Below are 17,530 nucleotides of genomic sequence, written 5' to 3' on the forward strand. Positions count from 1 at the left end.
TTATTCTATTTAGACGGCCCTCACCACGATACACACGATAGCTCACACTCTTTCCCTACGCTGCGCTATTCCGATCTCGCCTGCCGACCGCGGTGCGCAGCCGCCGCAACCGGCAGCGACGCCGGGCGATTTCGTCGCGCTGTACCGCGACGCGATCGAGCGGCTCGAGGCGCAGGTCGCGCGCGGCGACGGCCACCCGCCGATGCGCAAGCGCGAAGTCGACCTGATGTGCCGCTGCTTGTTGAGCTGCGCGACACTGGCCGACGCAATCCGCTGCGCGCGCGAATTCTGCGAGATGCTGACGCCGCGCGCCGGTGCGCTGTCGCTCGCCGTGCGCGACGGGCGCGCGTCGTTCCGGATGGATTCGCTGCGCCGCACGCGCAGTCCGGCCGCGTGCCTCGTCGACCTGACGGGGTTGTTCTGCTATCTGCAGCTGTTCGGCTGGCTGATCGGGCAGCCGCTGCGGCCGAGCGGCGTATGGCTCGGCCATCCGCGCCGCGACGACGCGATGCCGCTGCTCGGGTTGTTCAACGCGCCGGTCGAGGTCGGCCGCAAGACCTACGGCTTCGCATTCGATGCGACGCGGCTCGAATGCCGCGTGATCCGGCAGCCGGCCGAGCTCGACGCGTTTCTCGTCGATTTTCCGTTTCGTCTGATCGATGCGGCACCGGCCGTCGTGTCGTGGGCGCAGCAAGTGCGCGGTTTTCTCGATGCGGCGCTCGCGCACGAGCAGGCGTTGCCGGCGCTCGCAGATCTGGCCGCGTGGCTGGGCGTGAGCGAGGCGACATTGCGGCGGCGGCTGGTGGCCGAAGGAAGCGGTTATCACGTGCTGCGGGAACAGTGTCTCGCCGAGGCCGCGCAACGCTGGCTGCGCGAGTCGGACTGGCCGGTCGCGCGGATTGCCGCGCATCTCGGGTTCGGCGGCGAGGAGGCGTTTCGCCGCGCGTTCGTCAGGTGGACGGGTGTCGCGCCGAGCCGGTTCAGGCGCGATCGCATGGCCGCGAACCACCCCGTTTCATCAGACATGAAACGCGACATCGACGCATGAAAGAAAGGATTTCGAAAGTTTTTGCTCGCCGATGACGTTTTTTCGCATCCGCGCGCAGCCGGACAATTGACGCGCCGGAGCGCACGCCATTACCCTTGCGCGCTGATGGTTCCCGGAGACGGGATCAAAAGGGAACGCAGGAGAGGCCACGCCTCGAATCTGCGGCTGCCCCCGCAACTGTGAGCGGCGAATCCGTGCCACTGCATGCCACTGGGAAACCGGGAAGGCCGGCGCGAATCACGACCCGCGAGCCAGGAGACCTGCCATCGACCCGAGGTCCAAGCAGCCGCACCGGGCGGGGTGTCCCGGAGCGCCAAGCACCGCCGTTGGCGGTCGCCCGTTGCATGGACGGCCCGACCTCAGGATCCGCCCGATGTCCACTGTTACCGCATCCGCTTCCGCACCGGGAGCGTCGCGCCGGCATGCCGCCGGCATGCACGGCCCGCCCGCTCGCGCGCGCCGTTCCCTACCGATCGCGTCCGCCGGCATGTGCCGCGCCGACGCTGGCGACAACGGCCCGCTCGGCCCGGTCGCCCGATAACCCGATCACCGATAACAAGACCGGCGCTGCCCGCCGCCCGCTCACGATCGCCGCATGCGCAGCCCGACGACAACGATAGCCTCATGAAGATTCGACACCTCCTAGCCACGTCCGCCGCGACCGCGCTCCTCTCGCCCCTCGCCCACGCCGCCGGCGACACCGCGGTTTCGCAACCGGCCCCGGCCGCCGAAGGCGCCGACCTGCCGACGATCAACGTGACCGACACGCGTCGGCTGCCCGAGTCGTTCGACCAGCGCTATGCGACGACCCAGGTGCTCACGCGCACCGATCTCGACCGGCTGTCGCCGAGCGACCCGAGCATCACGCAGGCGCTCGCGACGCTGCCCGGCGTGACCGTCTCGCAGAACGGCGGACCCGGTTCGTCGGCGTCGGTCAGCATCCGCGGCTCGTCGGCCAGCCAGGTCGCCGTGTTCATCGACGGCATCCGGATCGGCTCGCCGACCACCGGCATCGCGCCATGGGCCGACCTGCCGACCGAAGCGTTCGAACGGGTGGAAGTGATTTCGGGGCCGGCCGCCGCGTCGTTCGGCGCCAATGCGATGGGCGGCGTCGTGCAGCTCTTCACGCGCCGCGCGGCCAACCAGCCGAACCAGACCACCGTGTCGTTCGGCGGCGGATCGAACAAGACGTTCGACACGCAGCTCCGCACGTCGGGCACGGTGCCGTCGACCGGGCCGCTCGCCGCACTCGGCGGGCTCACCTACTCGCTCGGCCTGCACTCGTACAACACGGCCGGTATCGACTCGACACGCCCCGTGTTGCCGTACCACGAGGATGGCCGCAACCCGTACCATGCGCAGGATCTCGATGCGCGCCTCGGCTACGCGCGCGACAACTGGTCGATCTCGACGTTCGCGCTGTATCACCGGTCCGATCTGTCCTACGACAACAGCGGCTATGCGAACCGTCAGCTCGATCATCAGCTGACGACCGGTATCGCGTTCCACCTCGACATCACGCCCGATACGCAGTTCGACCAGTCGTTCGGTTATTCGAACGATCGCCAGTTCCTCTATGCGAGCAATCGGGCCATCCCGATCGACCAGATCAACTCGCAGCGCATCAGCACGTCGACGTCGCTGACGCATCAGGAACGCGGGTTCCATCTGTTCGGGCTGCCGCTATCGGGTGAGACCAAGCTTGCGTACGACTTCACGCGCGAGCAGGCGTTCCTGCCGATCGACAATCCGGGCGGCGTGCCGACGCGCAACGATTCCGCGTTCTCGCTGCATCAGTCGGCGACGCTCGGCAGCGTGACGATGTTCCTCGCGGGGCGTCATGAAATCATCGCCGGGCAGTCGGTGAATACGGGCAACGCGGCGCTGGCGTGGGCGATCACGCCTGTTTATACGGCACGCGTGTCGTACGGCAATGCGTTCAAGCTGCCGTCGTTCAACGACCTGTACTACCCCGGCTACGGGAATCCGAATCTCAGCCCGGAACGCAGCACGTCGGTCGAGGCTGCGGTCGATGCGAACACGTCGTACGGCACGTTCACGGCCGCGATCTACGACACGCGGGTCACCAACCTGATCGCGTACAACCCGGCGACGTTCTCGCCGATAAACATCGGCCGCGCGCATATTCGCGGCATCGACCTGTCGTACAAGGGGACGATCGGCCGCTCGACGCCGGTGAGCCTCGCGATCGGAATCCTGAATCCGCAGGACGAGACCAACGACTCGTGGCTCAACCGCCGGCCGCGCCAGACGGTCAGCCTCAACATCGATCACACGTGGGATGAGCTGCACCTGCATGCGTTGAGCACGGGGGCGTCGCTGCTTTATGGCGGCACGACGTTCGACGATCCGGCGAACTCGACCTATCTGCCTTCGTATCTGACGGTGGGCCTGCGCGCGTCGTACCGGATCAATTCGCACCTGACGGTGTCGGCAACGGTGTCGAATCTGTTCGATCGGCAGTACATGACCGCGTATGGGTACAACACGCTCGGGCGAACGGCGTTCGGGAAGGTGAGTTATACGTTCTGATTTGGGATGGGGAGGCCTTGGCGCAGGGTGTGGTCAGGCCTCCCTTTGGAAAAGGGCGCCACTGGATTGTTGAAACGGGTGATTCCGACCCTAACCAGGCAAAGTGCGAGTGGCTACCGAAGGGCCGGTCTTTGGTTCCGCCACGGACGTTGATGTCAGTATCGACGCTGTTAGACTGCGGACGCCTTCCCCGCACATCTAGTCAACCATTCAGGACCGTGACATGACCGAATGCGCGCTAACCTTTACCAGTCAGATCGAATGGGAAAGCTGGTTAGGGCAAAACGGCACCACTTCGACCGGAGCATGGCTGCGTCTGGCGAAAAAAAGCACCGGCCAGCGCACCGTCACCTACGAACAGGCGCTGGAAAGCGCCCTCTGCTATGGCTGGATCGATGGTCAAAAGCGGGCTGAGAACGAGCAATACTGGTTACAGCGCTTCACCCCGCGCTCCGCAAAAAGCATCTGGTCCCAACTCAACAAAGACAGGGCTGAAGCACTGATTGCCTCAGGCAGAATGCGCCCGCCCGGCATGGGCGAAGTCGAGAAAGCCAGGAAGGACGGCCGCTGGCAGGCCGCTTATACGTCGGCAAGCAATTCGACCGTGCCGGACGACCTGCAGGCCGCTTTGGACGCCAATCCGGGCGCTAGGAAGTTTTTCGCAACGCTGAACAGCCGTAACCGCTATGCCATTCTGTTTCGGGTACAGAATGCCAAAAAGCCGGAAACACGGGCGCGTAAAATCGGGGAATTCATCGACATGCTGAACCGTGGCGAAACCATCCATCCCTAGATTTTTCGCTGACGGAGAGGTTGCCAAACTGGGCATATAACCCGTCATGGCCGCTTCGGGTCGGCAGCCGGTAACGCAACGCGCGCTCTCGAGCGCAGCGACTGAGGGTGAACCATGGATCAAGGCGGAGACTTCATCGTACGCACCATGTCGGCCGACGAGGTCGCCATGTCGGTCGAATGGGCGGCTGCGGAAGGCTGGAATCCCGGCCTGCACGATCCATCCTGTTTCAGGGAAGCAGACCCGGCCGGGTTCTTCGTCGGCGTCTGGCGCGGCGAACCGGTCGCGTGCCTCTCCGCTGTCGCCTACGACGAACGCTTCGGCTTCATCGGCCTCTACATCGTCAAACCCGGGTTTCGCGGCCAAGGCTTCGGCATGCGAATCTGGCAACACGGCATGCGTTACCTCGGCGACCGCAACATCGGGCTCGATGGTGTCCTGGCCCAGCAGGCGAACTACAGGAAGTCCGGGTTCGCGCTCGCGTACCGCAACATCCGCTATCAGGGGCGCGTGGACGGCATCGGATGCGCGCACGCGGCGGCAGCGGCCGACGTGCCGTTCGAGCAGTTGCTTGCCTACGATCGCGAGTGCTTTCCGTCGGCACGCGAGCGTTTCGTGTCCACCTGGATCGCGCAACCGGATGCCGTTGCGCTCGCAACGGTCGACGGCGGCCGTGTCGCCGGATACGGTGTCGTGCGCCGCTGCAAGGCGGGCTGCAAGATCGGCCCGCTGTTCGCCGACGACGCAGGCGTTGCCACCGGGCTGTTTCGCGCGCTCGCGGCACGCATGCCCGGCGAGGTCGTCGTGCTCGACGTGCCGGAAACGAACCCCGCGGCCGTCGCGCTGGCGGAGCGCCACGGCATGACGAGCGTGTTCGAAACCGCACGGATGTACACGAAAGAAGCGCCGGCGATTGCGATCGACCGCGTGTTCGGGGTGACGTCGTTTGAACTCGGGTGATCGTCACGGGCATCGCGGATGCTGGGATGGCGGCGGAGCGCGCTTCGATCTGGATCACGGGACTGCTTTCGCCGTTGTCCGGCACACGGATGAATGGCGGCTCGTGGCCAACCGCCGCCCGACGAGACAGGAAGTGTTGGCCCCGAGCCAAGGTTCGCCGTGCGCTGGAGCCGCCGTTTCGGCCATACGTCGGCGTTGCCACTCAACCTCATTTGCTCCCGGTAGGCGAGCCCCTTGGATTACCGCCTTCCAGCCGTTGCCGACTCTGGTCGCTCCTCGCACTTTCGCCGTTGAATCCGGTTTTTTGTGAAACCGCCCCCGGTTACAGCGTTTACCCGGACATCAACAGCTGCTTTACGTTAGCCCGATTCCGCCCGTGCCAATAACGAAATAGCGCACCGCCCAAATCGATCACCTACTCTTTCAGACCAAAAATATCAACTCGCAGGTATTTGAGGACGTGATAATACCAATTTATGGCACTATTGCTTTCCCACTTTTTGATTTTGTCCCATGTCGCTTGATCCGCGATATTCCAGCACTCGACCCTTTCCAGCTCATTATCCACCGGCCATGGAGAAATATTATTTTTCCGAACAAACTCAATAACCTGATCGTATTTCGTGTATTTCTTGCTCTTTATTTCCGCAATAATTCTTTTTGAATTTGGAAGCGATTTTTGAGATATTTCGTCAACCACCTTCCGCACATCCCCAAGATCCGCACGGAAATACACTCCCGAGTAGGCTCCGCCTTCAAATGATTTGACTATATCCTTGTAAAATCCCGTACTCTGCGGCAAGTCCACTCCAGTCTCTTCCCGAAATTCACGCCGGGCACATGCCCTGGGATTGTTTTCTTTATCTCCTCCTCCGGGCAACGCATTCAATCCCGGGCCTTTTGAAGGAGGAAGTTTATATCCATTATAATAAACGGATCCCGCACCTCCACTTAAAAAATAGTACGATTCCATAACCTTCGTCGCCACGAGAAATTTACGATCGTTATCGTATAGAACTGCGTAAGCAGACGGCGTCGACACCGCGAGAGACGGCTCACCCTCTTCGCGCACAGCTTGCTGGTCAGAAGACATGATGATTTCCCATATTTAAGTTAAATAATATGCCATCCAGCCCACCACTATCCTGATGGGCAATTACGCCATCTTTGACGCGCAAATAATTTAAACGATCAACAACTTTATTTCTCCGACAGGAATAAGCTTGAGCACAACGCACGAAAGTCTGCACACGTCATGAATATCTGATCTCGCCCGCATCGTCCATTACACTCAATTACACATTGGCAACGCAATCATATTGAGCAATTAGGACGTAAATGAATTGGCTAACAAAACTGCATATCATTCAACTAATGCGATCGTCTCCATAACATGCAGTCTGGCGACCAGGGGAGGCGAACGTGTCGTTCACTGCGGCGGCGATCCTGATCTCCCTGCTGGCCAGATGGCACGCCAGCCCGATCACGTCGAACGGCGCCGCCGCACACATGCGGACGAGATTCCGCGCCGTGTGATCGTGCTCGACCGCAGCGTACTGGCTAGCGATCGCGCAATCGGCGGCCGCGACCTTGCCGGCCGGTACCGTGCCGTTTATCGATGCACTGGGGGCAGACTTGTCGCCGGATATTGCGGCATCGGCGCGTTTGTTTTCTGACCGGAAGAAATGGCATCTGCGATGAGCACGTAGGAACGCGATGCGCTGGCGCGACTCGCCGACGATCTGCTGTCGGTTCAGCGTTCGATCGACGCGTTGCCGTCCGATCTCGTCGTCAGCACACGAATGAACCAGTATTTCCGGAAAGCGGTCGTGCTCGAGTTGCTCGCGCATATCCGGACGACGATCGACGCCATCCGGTTGCAACGCGATACGCGCGACGCATCGGCCTAGATGACACCGCGCACACCCGCGACCACCTGGATCACGCCGAGTACCGCGATGACCGCGGCCGACACGCGCGACAGCCCGTGCATGAACGCGAACGACATCTTCGTGCGCAGCGCGGCGGTCGTACCGCTCAGGCACAGCCACCATGTCGCGGAGCCGATGAACACACCGGCGACCATCAACGCCACGGCCGGCCACATCGCTCCTTGCCGCGCCCCCGACAGCGGGCCGAGCGCTGCGAAGATCCCGACGAACGACAGGATCGTCATCGGGTTCGACAGCGTCAGGCCGAACGTCGTCACGAAATCGCGCAGGACGGTCGTGCGCGGCAGGTCGCGCTGCGCCGTCGACGCGGCCGGCGCCTGGCGCGCGATGGTCCACGCCAGCCACACGAGAAACGCGCCGCCACCGATTTTCAGGCCGACGGTCAGCATCGGGAATGCCGTGACGATACCCGCGATGCCGAGCGCACCGAGCAGGCCGTAGATCGCATCGGCGCATGCGGCGCCGACGCCCGTCGCGAATCCCGCCTGAAAACCGCGGCTCAGGCTGCGCTGGATGCACAGCATGCCGATCGGCCCGACCGGCACCGCGATCGACAGCCCCATCACGACGGATTTGATGAACAGCATCGCCTGCTCCTTGCGAGATGCAACGGGTGGAACAGGCATCGTAGGGAAAGTCCCGTCATCGCTGAATGCGGTTTTTAAGGAAAAATGGCTACTCCACCTTAAAAAATCCCGCCTCGATGGACGATCTGGACTGGAAGGTACTGTCGCTGTTGCAGGCCAACGGCCGCATCAGCTACACGGAACTGGCGCGCCAGGTGCACCTGTCGGTGCCGGCGGTGACGGAGCGCGTGAAGCGCCTGGAGTCGACCGGCGTCGTCGAGGGCTACACGGCCCGGATCAATCCTGCCGCGGCCGGCTATCCGGTCAGCGCGCTGATCGGCATCACGGTGTCGCAACCGGCGAAAGCGAAATTCCTCCGGTTGCTGGAGACCATTCCCGAAGTCGTCGAATGCCATCACGTGACGGGCGCGGACTCGTACATGCTGCGGCTCGCCGCGATCAGCATGACCCATCTCGAACAACTGATCGAACGCATCAACCTGTACGGCGAAACACGCACGTCGATCGTGATGTCGACGCCGCTGCCCGCACGCGGATTGGCGCGGCCGCCATCGCAGCGCGACGTCATCCGCGATTGACGCATCGAGAGGCCCCGTCCGATCCGCTTCCCGCAGGGGATCATCCAGCGATTCTGGTCAGCGGCAACCGGAGGCCGCGGTTCGCTTGGCCGGTTACCGCCGTGACGATCGGAATCGATCGACTACTTGCCGGCCAAGCCGCCAAGCAGGCCGCCCACCAGCCCCGTAACAGGCGCGAGCGGATTGGAGAGCCCACCCAACGGTGAACCACCGCCCGTGCCGGTCGCGGAACCGTTGTGGACGGTCGCCGGAATGCCGCCGACCACGCTCGTCACCAGGCCGGCGACCGGCACCGCACCGTTCGCGCCGCCCGGGTTCACGAGGCCGCCCGCATTGGTCACGGTGTTGCCGACCGCGCGCACGAGTTCACCGACGCCGCTGACCAGCGGCTGGGGCGACGTGGACGTCACCTTCCATCCCGCCGACGTGATCGCGCCGCCGATCTGCCCGAGCAGGCCCGCGACGGGCTGACCGAGGCCGGTCGCCGTGCCGACCTGCTGCGTGACCTGGCCGACGGTCGTCACGATCGGTGTAATCGCCGTGCTGATCGCCTGAGTTGCCTGCTGGACCGGGCCCGACGAAAGGGCCGAGCCGAGCATCGTGCCGCCCGTCTTGATGCCGCCGGCCACGGTGTCGAGCAGGCCACCGACCGGTGTCGTGAGCGGCGCCAACGGCGACAGCGGGCCGGCGCCGAGCGCCTTTACGGTATCGCTGAGGCCGGTGACCGGATTGCTGACCGAGCCGACGATGGAGCCCAGCCCGGCGACCGTCGTGCCGACGGGGTTCGCCGTGAAGCCGGTTTGGCCGATGCCGTTGCTCACGGCGTTCGTCGTGTCGCGGATGATCGTGCCCGCGCCCGTGACCGTGTTGCCGAGACCGGTGGTCACGCCCTTGCCCACTGGCGGGCTCACGCCGCTGATCGTGACGCCGGCGTCCATGACGACCGCGCCGACGGAGCTGATGATGCCGTTCGTGCCAGGGGTGCCGCTGGTTCCGCTCGTACCGCCGGTTCCGTTTGTGCCGCTGGTTCCGCTGGTTCCGCTCGTGCCGCTGGTTCCACTCGTGCCACTGGTTCCACTCGTGCCACTGGTTCCGCTCGTGCCGCTGGTTCCGCTTGTGCCACTGGTTCCACTCGTGCCACTGGTTCCGCTCGTGCCGCTGGTTCCGCTCGTGCCGCTGGTTCCGCTTGTGCCACTGGTTCCACTCGTGCCGCTGGTTCCACTCGTGCCGCTGGTTCCACTCGTGCCGCTGGTTCCACTCGTGCCGCTGGTTCCGCTGGTTCCGCTGGTTCCGCTCGTGCCGCTGGTTCCGCTCGTGCCGCTGGTCCCACTCGTGCCACTGGTTCCGCTCGTGCCACTAGTCCCACCCGTGCCACTCGTACTCGTTCCGATGTTGTTACCACTCGGCTTTGGCGCCGTAACATCGCTGCCGCCACACGCGGCCAGTGCGCAAGCCGCGGCAATGGCAGCGAGCACAACGTTCGCCTTGATGAAATGATTTTGCATGGAAGCCCCCGTTCGCTTTTCAGCTCGATCATCCCGACAAGCATCTATCGTGCCATTGCGATCGGCATCCCCGACGGCTTCACACCCATGCCGGACTGCCGCGCCCCAACGGCCGTCCGGGGCGCGACGCACTGCATCCGCACCCGACCTCGCAGCGCCGATCAAGCCTTGCGCCCCGGGTAACGCGTGCGTAACGCGAGCCCTGCGTTACGTAGCATCGCGTGGCAAAAGACGCAGTCCTGCCCCTGTCGCCATCTTTCAGGCACACGTAACGATGCTGCCACCAGCACCAGCCCCCATAATTCACACTCGCCGCACCACTGCCGCCCCGATTCCCGGACAGGACAGGAAAGACAATGAACACCCCGCGTGAAGTGCTGAAAGCCGCCGACATCGCGGCGATGGAACCGGAACATTCCGTTCATCCGTTGAACGAGAATGCCGTCCGCCTGAAGCGATCGCTTGGCGACGCAACCGGGCTGACGCAACTCGGCTTCCATCTGATGACCTTGATGCCCGGGCACGAATCCACCGAATACCACCGGCATCTCTACGCGGAAGAATGCGTCTACGTCCTTTCGGGAACCGGCGAAGCAATCGTCGACGGCCAAACCTGTGCGATCGGCCCGGGCGACTTCATGGGATTTCCGCGCGGCGGCGCCGCGCACACGATGCTGAATACCGGCGATCTGCCGCTGGTCTATCTCGTGGCGGGCGACCGGCCGGAACACGACGTGTGCGACTATCCGAAACTCGGCAAGCGGCTGTACAAGGCGGGCGCCGACAAGGTTTTCGTGGATCTCGGCACCGCCCCTGAGTGATACACCGGCATCGCTCGACGCAAGACCGGCCGCAGCCGGCCGTCACCCGTACACAGCGATTCCGCACGTCCGCGCCGGCTTGCCCACTACGGCGGTCACACGATCAACGTCACCCCGGCCCATGCAATCAGCACGACGCCCAGCGCACGCCCGATACGTTCGCCGCCGGGCAGGATCTTTTCCGCGAACACGAAGAACGACAGCGCGGCGATCCACACGACATTCATCACGCCGCCGACGAACAGCAGCGCCATCAGCAACCAGCAGCAGCCCACGCAATATATGCCGTGCCGCACGCCAAGCAGAAAACTGCCCGCGACGCCCGGACGCCAGTGCGCGACCAGGAACCCGGCCGGCGCCCGGCATTGCCGAAGGCACGCGCGTTTCAGCGACGAGAATTGATAGAGCCCGGCGAGCGCCAGCACGATCGCGGAGAGGACGGCGCTCTTCGACCACAGCATCATCGCGGAGATCAGCCCGGCCGGTTGCAGCATCGCCTGAAGCAGCGCCGCGCCGATCGAGAAGGCGAGCCACGCGGCCAGGTAGCCGGCCAGCAGCGACACCGACGTGAACGCCGAACCCGCCCCGTCCACGCCGTGCTGCCGCAGCACCCGCCGGTACAGCATCACGAGCGGCGCAGCACTGGGCGTCATCATCGCGATCATCATCACCCACCACATCGCGATCACGGCCGGCAGCGACGGATCCATGCCGCCCATCGCGTCCTTCAGGCGATGCGGAAAGAGCGCGACGGTGGTCATCTCCAGCGCCGACATGCCGGTTCCCGCCCCCGTCCAAAGATAGAACCAGCACAGGCCGACGAGCGCCGCCATGCCGAGCAGCGTGATGACGCGCTCGCGCCCGAGCCAGTGGTCGACGGGAGTCATGCGGCGACGCGATGCCGGACCACCCCGTGGTTGTTCAGGTGCAGTCGCGCGAACTGCGCATAGGTGCCGTCGAGCGTCAGCGGAATGTGGCCTTGCGAGCGCGATGTACCGGAGCCGATCTCGGCCAGCTCGTATTCGAAACCGTGCGGCAGGTCGATCCGTGCGCGATGCTCGGCACGCGTCACCGGATTGAGGATGGGATCGCCCGCGAGATCGAACACGCCGTCGACGTGAATCCGGCCACGCCGCGCATCGACATCGACGTCGAAATCGATCTTCGCGAAGATCGGATCGAACGCCTGCTCGAGCGTCGCAGCGTAGACCGAGAACATCGTCGCAAACGGATCGGTATCCTGACCAGTCATGATCTTCAGCACTGCCTCGCGCTGCGCCGGGCTGGCGCGCTCGTCGACGATCGGCTGGCACCGGCCCCGGCCCTCGTGGACCGCCCCGGGCCACTCGAACACGACCGCAATCCTGACGCCGTCGAGCACCACGTCGCCGTAGTGGCCGCTGTCGATCGAAATCGCCCCCATCGCCGCGCAATTGCCGTTGGTCGGCAGCGCATTGAACTGGCACGGGCAACCGTATGAGCAATTGCAATTCATCAATTCGGTGCCCTGAATCTCCCATGGCGTCATGGTTTCACCTCGCGCTCGGTTACACATGAATGTTTCGAATCTAGTGCACGGCACCGGGGAAATCAAAGCCGTCATGGCGGCCCAAATCGACGCATGAAAACCGTCCGTCGAGCGCTCGTGGAAGACGTTTCGACACGCTCGTGCAAGACCACGCCGGCGGACGTCGGCTCATGCTAATCCTGCACGGATCTCACACGACCAGCGACGCGACGATCGCACACCACAACGCACTTGCGCCGCACAGAAACACGCGCCGCGCGACGAACATCCGCGACTCGTCGTCGGGTGTCTTCATCGGCGATGTGGCGAGAAACGGCACGCTGACGAGGCACGCGAATCCGGCCAGCGCCGGCAGGATCACGATGTAGTCGCCGAACCGCCAAGGCAGCGGCTCGTGCCAGCCCCAGTAGCCGAGAAACAGCATGCCCATCGAAAACATCGTCGCGGCGGCCGAACTGAGCGCGACCACCGATCCCGTCGGAAATTGCATGGGAGCCTCCCCTCGCGCGGCGTGCGCGACGCCGGATCATTATCCCGGCACGGAAGGAAAAAGCACAACGACAGCCGATGGCGGAGGATGGAGGGCGAGGCGCGTACCGGCGTCTGCGCCGACCGGCGCGTCGACAGACCGGACGCGATCCTGTTGGCCGGTTGCCCCGCGACGCGGGGATCCGGGTGCGGCACTGACGATTGCGGCGATGCCGCACGGATGATCGTTGTCACGGATTGACAGCGACCGGTTTTACGTGAGAGAAGCGCCAGCGTTCAACCCGGCTTCTTCGCGGCCTGCACGACGGAAATCCAGCCCACCACGGCCGCGGCGACCCAGCAGCAGGCGATCATCAGGTCGAGATCCATCCAGCCTTCGAAATTCGTGCTGTTCTCGAAACTGCAGCGCTGATGGCCCCTGACCCACACGCAGCCACTGATGAACTGCTGGATGTGCATATAAACGCTGTAGACGGCAAAAGCCGACGCAATGACTGTGAGCCGCAAAAGGACGTTCTTTTTCATGTGACGCGGATGCCGGTGGAAAAGCCTGTGCCGATCTTACGGCAACGGCAACCCGCCCGGCAATCCGTCGCATCCTGGCTCGCCCGGATGCCCGCTGCTCAACCGTCGATCCGCCTGATCGTCCTGAGGCAATCCGCCGCCAACTGCTGATAGATCCGCGTGCCGTTCGCCTTCGCTTCGATCTCCGCGTCGCTCAGCCGCCGCACGACGCGCCCCGGCATGCCCGCGAGCAGCACGCCGCGCGGCACATCGTAGCCGGCCTTCACGAACGCGCACGCGGCGACGATCGTCGTGGCGCCGATCGTTGCGCCATCCATCACGACCGCATTCATCCCGATCATCGTGTCGGGTTCGAGCGTCGCGCCATGCACGATCGCGCCGTGGCCGATGTGGCTGTTGACGCCGAGCCGGCACGTCTCGCCGATCCCGACATGCAGCACGCAGCCGTCCTGCACGTTGCTGCCGTCTTCGACGACGATCGCGCCGAAGTCACCGCGCAGGCTCGCATGCGGACCGATGTAGCAGCGCGCGCCGATCGTCACGTCGCCGATCACGACCGCGCTCGGATCGACATACGCGGACGGATCGACGCGCGGCCGCATCCCGTTGAACTCGAACAGCGGCATCGGTCAGAGCGCCGCGGCCGCTTCCGGCACGAGCGTGAACAGATCGCCGACGAGGCCGTAATCGGCCACGCTGAAGATCGGCGCCTCCGGATCCTTGTTGATCGCGACGATCACCTTCGAATCCTTCATGCCGGCCAGATGCTGGATCGCGCCCGAGATGCCGACCGCGATGTACAGCTGCGGCGCAACGATCTTGCCGGTCTGGCCAACCTGGTAGTCGTTCGGTACGTAGCCTGCGTCGACTGCGGCACGCGAAGCGCCGAGCGCCGCTTGAAGCTTGTCGGCCAGCGGTTCCAGTACCTTCGTGTAGTTCTCGCCGCTGCCGAGGCCACGACCGCCCGACACGACGATGCTTGCGCTCGTGAGTTCCGGACGGTCCAGCTTCGTCACTTCACGGCTTACGAACCGCGACTTGCCGGCATCTGCCGCCGCTTCGATCTTCTCGATCGCTGCGCTGCCGCCTTCCGCTTCAACCGCGTCGAACCCGGTCGCACGTACCGTGATCACCTTGACCGGATCGCCCGACTGCACCGTCGCGATCGCGTTGCCCGCATAGATCGGGCGCTCGAACGTATCGGCCGACACCACCGCCGTGATCTCGGAGATCTGTGCGACATCCAGCTTCGCGGCAATGCGCGGCGCGATGTTCTTGCCGTAGGCCGTGGCCGGCACAACGATGTGCGAGTAGCCGTTCGCGACGCTCATCACCGTCGCTTCGACGTTCTCGGCCAGACCGTCGGCCAGCTGCGGCGCATCGGCCAGCAGCACCTTCGACACACCGGCGATCTTCGCCGCTGCGTCGGCCGCCGCCTGCGCGTCGTGTCCCGCGACCAGCACATGAACGTCGCCGCCGCCCGCAGCATTAAGCGCCTGTGCGGCAGCGACGGCATTCAGCGTCACGGCCTTGATCGACGCGTTGCCGTGTTCCGCAATCACCAGAATCGTCATTTCCTTGCGTTCCCTGTTACAGCACCTTGGCTTCGGTCTTCAGCTTCGCGACCAGCGTCTGCACGTCCGGCACCTTCACGCCGGCCGCGCGCTTCGGCGGCTCGTTCACCTTGAGCACCTTCAGACGCGGCGTCACATCCACGCCGAGCTCGTCGGGCTTCACGACGTCCAGCGGCTTCTTCTTGGCCTTCATGATGTTCGGCAGCGTCACGTAACGCGGCTCGTTCAGGCGCAGGTCGGTGGTGATGACTGCGGGCAGTTGAAGCGACAGCGTTTCCGCGCCGCCGTCGACTTCGCGTTCGACCGTCGCACGGCCGTCGGCCACCACCACCTTCGATGCGAACGTCGCTTGCGGCAAACCCGCCAGCGCGGCCAGCATCTGGCCCGTCTGGTTCGAATCGTCGTCGATCGCCTGCTTGCCGAGGATCACCAGTTGCGGCTGCTCCCTGTCGACCAGCGCCTTCAGCGCCTTCGCGACACCGAGCGGCTCGACGCCTTCATTCGATTCGACGAGGATCGCGCGATCCGCGCCGATCGCGAGCGCCGTGCGCAGCGTTTCCTGCGCCTGCGCGACGCCGACCGACACGGCAATCACTTCGATCACGACCCCGGCCTCCTTCAACCGCACGGCCTCTTCCACCGCGATCTCGTCGAACGGGTTCATCGACATCTTCACGTTCGCGATGTCGACGCCCGTCCGATCGGATTTCACGCCGACCTTCACGTTCGCGTCGACCACGCGCTTTACTGCCACGAGCGCTTTCAACTGCCTGTCTCCTGTTCCGTTGGGTGCGCCGCGTCGCGTCAGCGCGCGGTAAATCCGCCGTCGATCACGAGCTCCGCACCCGTCACGTAGCGGCCTGCCGGCGACACGAGATACAGGATGCCGGCCGCGATGTCGCGCGGGCTGCCGATCTTCGCCATCGGCACGGTGGTCTGCATGTACTCGAAGGCCCGATCGGGGTCCTGCCCCATCTGGCGGAATGCTTCCTCGAGCATCGGCGTGCGGATATAGCCGGGATGCACCGAGTTCGCACGGATGTTCTTCGCCGCGTACAGCATCGCGTCGACCTTCGCCATCATCCGTACCGCGGCCTTCGATGCGTGATACGCGGGCACGTCGGGCCCGCCGACGATCCCGTACATCGACGACAGGTTCACGATCGAGCCGCCGCCGGCCGCGTCGATATGCGGAATCGCGGCACGCGTGCACAGGAACACGCCGTTGACGTTCACGTCCTGCACGCGCTGCCATTGCGCGAGCGTGAGCTCGTGCGTCGGCACGTTGTGGCCTTCGATGCCCGCGTTGTTCACGAGCACGTCGAGGCGCCCGAAGCGCGCGACGATCTCGCCGAACACGCGCGCCACATCGGCCTCGTGCGTCACGTCGAGCGACCAGAACGCGGCCTGGCCGCCCTGCGCGCGGATTTCCTCGACCAGCGCTTCCGCCGGTTGCGACAGCACGTCGAGAATCGCGACGCTCGCGCCGGCGGCAGCCAGCGTGCGCGCGGTCTCCGCGCCGATGCCGCGTGCACCGCCGGTGATCGCGGCCACCTTGCCGCGCAGGTCGAACAGGTCTTCGATGAGTTTCATGTCGTCTCCATGGTTTTGTTCAGACGGGCCCGCCCGCATCGGGGCCAGCCCTCAAGGGCATCCAGCGTTATCGCGTATTCCGCGTCGCAAGAAAATCGAGGCATTCCCGATTGAAATAGTCGGCGTGTTCCACCATCACCCAGTGGCCGCACCGGTTCATCAGCACGAAGCGCGCATCGCGGCAGCGTTCGAGGAACTTCAGCGCGCCGCCGACCGGATTGAAGCGGTCGTCCGTGCCCCAGAAACCGAGCACCGGGGTACGCAGGTCGCCGAGCGCGCCGGTCAGGTTCGGCACGCTCATCGTCGACAGCACTTCGGTCGGCTGTTCGACGCACACCTTCATCCGCTCCGCGACCAGCGCGTCGGTGACGATCGCCGGATCGTGCACGAGCAGCGTCAGCAACTCGCGCATCGTGTCGTCATTCATCTGGCGATTGGTGAACAGCTTCACCATCCGCTGGATGCCTTCCATCCGGAAATAGGTGTCGCGATCCTCGACGCCGCCCGGCGCCATCATGATCAGCCCGTCGACTTCGTCCGGGTAGTCGAGCGCGTACTTCAGCGCGATCGCGCCGCCGAGCGAGTTGCCGAGCAGCACGGCCGGCCCGATGCCGAGCGCGGTCAGCTGCGCATGCAGCGCGCCGACGAAGAAATCGAGCGTATAGGCGACGTCGGAGGGCTTCGACGACTGCCCGTAACCGGGCAGGTCGACGACGATCGCGCGATAGCCGGCCGCCGCGAAGGCGGGCACGTTGTGCTTGAAGTTGCTGAAACCGCTGGCGCCCGGGCCGCTGCCATGGATGAACACCACGGGCCGGCCTTCGCCCGCCTCGTAGTGGTGCAGGCGCAGGCCGCCCGGCGCGTCGGTGAAGATGCCGGCCGGCGTCGTCGTGGGGATCGTCATCGCGGGTTGTCTCCTTCGTCGTTCGATGGATGTCTGCCACGATGATTGCGCCGCCGGCGCCTGTCGGCATCATCCTTTCAGACTACGAAGCCGCGCGCGCTTCTTCCTATCATCGGCCCA

The 17,530-nt window shown here is 64.5% G+C and carries 20 protein-coding genes and 1 riboswitch; of the genes, 7 read left to right on the forward strand and 13 right to left on the reverse strand.

The genetic code is table 11. From position 1 onward, the window contains the following. Positions 1-73: 73 nt before the first annotated feature. The 4 genes from G3O06_RS15065 (at position 74) to G3O06_RS15080 (ending at position 5,354) form a co-directional block, all read left to right on the forward strand. Positions 74-1,048 (forward strand): helix-turn-helix domain-containing protein, encoded by a 975-nt coding sequence (locus G3O06_RS15065; protein WP_346779526.1) that lies wholly within the window; start codon positions 74-76, stop codon positions 1,046-1,048. 89 nt (positions 1,049-1,137) lie between these two features. Then, positions 1,138-1,331, forward strand: a riboswitch (cobalamin riboswitch). A gap of 341 nt (positions 1,332-1,672) precedes the next feature. Beyond that, entirely contained in the window at positions 1,673-3,601 is a 1,929-nt protein-coding gene (locus G3O06_RS15070) for a TonB-dependent receptor (RefSeq protein WP_205816576.1), read from the forward strand. 223 nt (positions 3,602-3,824) lie between these two features. Further along, positions 3,825-4,394 (forward strand): YdeI/OmpD-associated family protein, encoded by a 570-nt coding sequence (locus tag G3O06_RS15075; protein WP_205816577.1) that lies wholly within the window; start codon positions 3,825-3,827, stop codon positions 4,392-4,394. A gap of 114 nt (positions 4,395-4,508) precedes the next feature. Further along, the gene (locus tag G3O06_RS15080) at positions 4,509-5,354 is read left to right on the forward strand and encodes a GNAT family N-acetyltransferase (protein WP_205816578.1); all 846 of its coding nucleotides are present in this window, start codon (positions 4,509-4,511) and stop codon (positions 5,352-5,354) included. Between the two features lie 415 nt (positions 5,355-5,769). Here G3O06_RS15080 and G3O06_RS15085 read toward each other — a convergent pair whose 3' ends face one another. Together G3O06_RS15085 and G3O06_RS15090 are read right to left on the reverse strand one after the other, a co-directional pair. Beyond that, positions 5,770-6,447, reverse strand: coding sequence for an NUDIX domain-containing protein (locus G3O06_RS15085; RefSeq protein ID WP_205816579.1), 678 nt, complete (start codon positions 6,445-6,447; stop codon positions 5,770-5,772). A gap of 274 nt (positions 6,448-6,721) precedes the next feature. Next, positions 6,722-7,168, reverse strand: coding sequence for a hypothetical protein (locus G3O06_RS15090; RefSeq protein WP_346779527.1), 447 nt, complete (start codon positions 7,166-7,168; stop codon positions 6,722-6,724). Here G3O06_RS15090 and G3O06_RS49060 point away from each other — a divergent pair. After that, on the forward strand, positions 7,127-7,264 hold the full coding sequence (locus tag G3O06_RS49060) for a DUF6331 family protein (RefSeq protein ID WP_241020003.1): 138 nt from the start codon (positions 7,127-7,129) through the stop codon (positions 7,262-7,264). The genes G3O06_RS15090 and G3O06_RS49060 overlap by 42 nt on opposite strands. Here the strand turns inward: G3O06_RS49060 and G3O06_RS15095 are convergent. Further along, a complete protein-coding gene (locus G3O06_RS15095) occupies positions 7,261-7,893 on the reverse strand; it encodes a LysE family transporter (protein WP_205816581.1) in 633 nt (210 codons plus the stop codon). The genes G3O06_RS49060 and G3O06_RS15095 overlap by 4 nt on opposite strands. Positions 7,894-8,009: 116 nt before the next feature. Between G3O06_RS15095 and G3O06_RS15100 the strand changes: the two genes are divergently transcribed. After that, complete coding sequence (locus G3O06_RS15100; RefSeq protein WP_205816582.1) at positions 8,010-8,471, forward strand: Lrp/AsnC family transcriptional regulator; 462 nt, start codon at positions 8,010-8,012, stop codon at positions 8,469-8,471. A 122-nt stretch (positions 8,472-8,593) separates the two neighbouring features. On the opposite strand, the gene G3O06_RS15105 is transcribed toward G3O06_RS15100, so the two are convergent. Then, positions 8,594-9,976, reverse strand: a complete 1,383-nt coding sequence (locus G3O06_RS15105) for a collagen-like triple helix repeat-containing protein (RefSeq protein WP_205816583.1) — start codon at positions 9,974-9,976, stop codon at positions 8,594-8,596. 356 nt (positions 9,977-10,332) lie between these two features. Between G3O06_RS15105 and G3O06_RS15110 the strand changes: the two genes are divergently transcribed. Then, the gene (locus tag G3O06_RS15110; protein ID WP_174970052.1) at positions 10,333-10,797 is read left to right on the forward strand and encodes a cupin domain-containing protein; all 465 of its coding nucleotides are present in this window, start codon (positions 10,333-10,335) and stop codon (positions 10,795-10,797) included. 95 nt (positions 10,798-10,892) lie between these two features. Here G3O06_RS15110 and G3O06_RS15115 read toward each other — a convergent pair whose 3' ends face one another. From G3O06_RS15115 to G3O06_RS15155, 9 genes are all read right to left on the reverse strand, one after another. Then, the gene (locus G3O06_RS15115; RefSeq protein ID WP_205816584.1) at positions 10,893-11,684 is read right to left on the reverse strand and encodes a DUF2182 domain-containing protein; all 792 of its coding nucleotides are present in this window, start codon (positions 11,682-11,684) and stop codon (positions 10,893-10,895) included. After that, positions 11,681-12,325, reverse strand: coding sequence for a DUF1326 domain-containing protein (locus tag G3O06_RS15120; protein ID WP_174915595.1), 645 nt, complete (start codon positions 12,323-12,325; stop codon positions 11,681-11,683). Before G3O06_RS15120 ends, G3O06_RS15115 begins: the two co-directional genes overlap by 4 nt. A gap of 190 nt (positions 12,326-12,515) precedes the next feature. After that, complete coding sequence (locus G3O06_RS15125) at positions 12,516-12,815, reverse strand: hypothetical protein (protein WP_085037508.1); 300 nt, start codon at positions 12,813-12,815, stop codon at positions 12,516-12,518. 275 nt (positions 12,816-13,090) lie between these two features. Beyond that, positions 13,091-13,339 carry a hypothetical protein gene (locus G3O06_RS15130; protein ID WP_174970050.1) on the reverse strand — a complete coding sequence of 83 codons (249 nt, stop codon included), beginning with the start codon at positions 13,337-13,339 and terminating at the stop codon, positions 13,091-13,093. Positions 13,340-13,437: 98 nt separating this feature from the next. Next, complete coding sequence (locus G3O06_RS15135) at positions 13,438-13,965, reverse strand: transferase hexapeptide repeat family protein (RefSeq protein ID WP_174982526.1); 528 nt, start codon at positions 13,963-13,965, stop codon at positions 13,438-13,440. Positions 13,966-13,968: 3 nt separating this feature from the next. Further along, positions 13,969-14,913 (reverse strand): FAD-binding protein, encoded by a 945-nt coding sequence (locus G3O06_RS15140; protein WP_205816585.1) that lies wholly within the window; start codon positions 14,911-14,913, stop codon positions 13,969-13,971. A 16-nt stretch (positions 14,914-14,929) separates the two neighbouring features. Next, a complete protein-coding gene (locus G3O06_RS15145) occupies positions 14,930-15,679 on the reverse strand; it encodes an electron transfer flavoprotein subunit beta/FixA family protein (protein WP_205816586.1) in 750 nt (249 codons plus the stop codon). 38 nt (positions 15,680-15,717) lie between these two features. Then, on the reverse strand, positions 15,718-16,506 hold the full coding sequence (locus tag G3O06_RS15150) for an SDR family NAD(P)-dependent oxidoreductase (protein WP_174915524.1): 789 nt from the start codon (positions 16,504-16,506) through the stop codon (positions 15,718-15,720). Positions 16,507-16,573: 67 nt separating this feature from the next. Beyond that, a complete protein-coding gene (locus tag G3O06_RS15155) occupies positions 16,574-17,410 on the reverse strand; it encodes an alpha/beta hydrolase (protein WP_205816587.1) in 837 nt (278 codons plus the stop codon). Between the last annotated feature and the right edge of the window lie 120 nt (positions 17,411-17,530).

Origin of the sequence: Burkholderia sp. Ac-20345 (assembly GCF_017104825.1) — a bacterium.
Classification (GTDB): domain Bacteria; phylum Pseudomonadota; class Gammaproteobacteria; order Burkholderiales; family Burkholderiaceae; genus Burkholderia; species Burkholderia lata_B.

Bases quoted from the DNA above. Each gene is read 5' to 3' on its own strand.
- G3O06_RS15070 (WP_205816576.1), top strand. From the start codon at position 1,673: ATGAAGATTCGACACCTCCTAGCCACGTCCGCCGCGACCGCGCTCCTC.
- G3O06_RS15075 (WP_205816577.1), top strand. From the start codon at position 3,825: ATGACCGAATGCGCGCTAACCTTTACCAGTCAGATCGAATGGGAAAGC.
- G3O06_RS15080 (WP_205816578.1), top strand. From the start codon at position 4,509: ATGGATCAAGGCGGAGACTTCATCGTACGCACCATGTCGGCCGACGAG.
- G3O06_RS15085 (WP_205816579.1), bottom strand. From the start codon at position 6,447: ATGTCTTCTGACCAGCAAGCTGTGCGCGAAGAGGGTGAGCCGTCTCTC.
- G3O06_RS15095 (WP_205816581.1), bottom strand. From the start codon at position 7,893: ATGCTGTTCATCAAATCCGTCGTGATGGGGCTGTCGATCGCGGTGCCG.
- G3O06_RS15100 (WP_205816582.1), top strand. From the start codon at position 8,010: ATGGACGATCTGGACTGGAAGGTACTGTCGCTGTTGCAGGCCAACGGC.
- G3O06_RS15105 (WP_205816583.1), bottom strand. From the start codon at position 9,976: ATGCAAAATCATTTCATCAAGGCGAACGTTGTGCTCGCTGCCATTGCC.
- G3O06_RS15110 (WP_174970052.1), top strand. From the start codon at position 10,333: ATGAACACCCCGCGTGAAGTGCTGAAAGCCGCCGACATCGCGGCGATG.
- G3O06_RS15115 (WP_205816584.1), bottom strand. From the start codon at position 11,684: ATGACTCCCGTCGACCACTGGCTCGGGCGCGAGCGCGTCATCACGCTG.
- G3O06_RS15120 (WP_174915595.1), bottom strand. From the start codon at position 12,325: ATGACGCCATGGGAGATTCAGGGCACCGAATTGATGAATTGCAATTGC.
- G3O06_RS15125 (WP_085037508.1), bottom strand. From the start codon at position 12,815: ATGCAATTTCCGACGGGATCGGTGGTCGCGCTCAGTTCGGCCGCCGCG.
- G3O06_RS15130 (WP_174970050.1), bottom strand. From the start codon at position 13,339: ATGAAAAAGAACGTCCTTTTGCGGCTCACAGTCATTGCGTCGGCTTTT.
- G3O06_RS15135 (WP_174982526.1), bottom strand. From the start codon at position 13,965: ATGCCGCTGTTCGAGTTCAACGGGATGCGGCCGCGCGTCGATCCGTCC.
- G3O06_RS15140 (WP_205816585.1), bottom strand. From the start codon at position 14,913: ATGACGATTCTGGTGATTGCGGAACACGGCAACGCGTCGATCAAGGCC.
- G3O06_RS15150 (WP_174915524.1), bottom strand. From the start codon at position 16,506: ATGAAACTCATCGAAGACCTGTTCGACCTGCGCGGCAAGGTGGCCGCG.
- G3O06_RS15155 (WP_205816587.1), bottom strand. From the start codon at position 17,410: ATGACGATCCCCACGACGACGCCGGCCGGCATCTTCACCGACGCGCCG.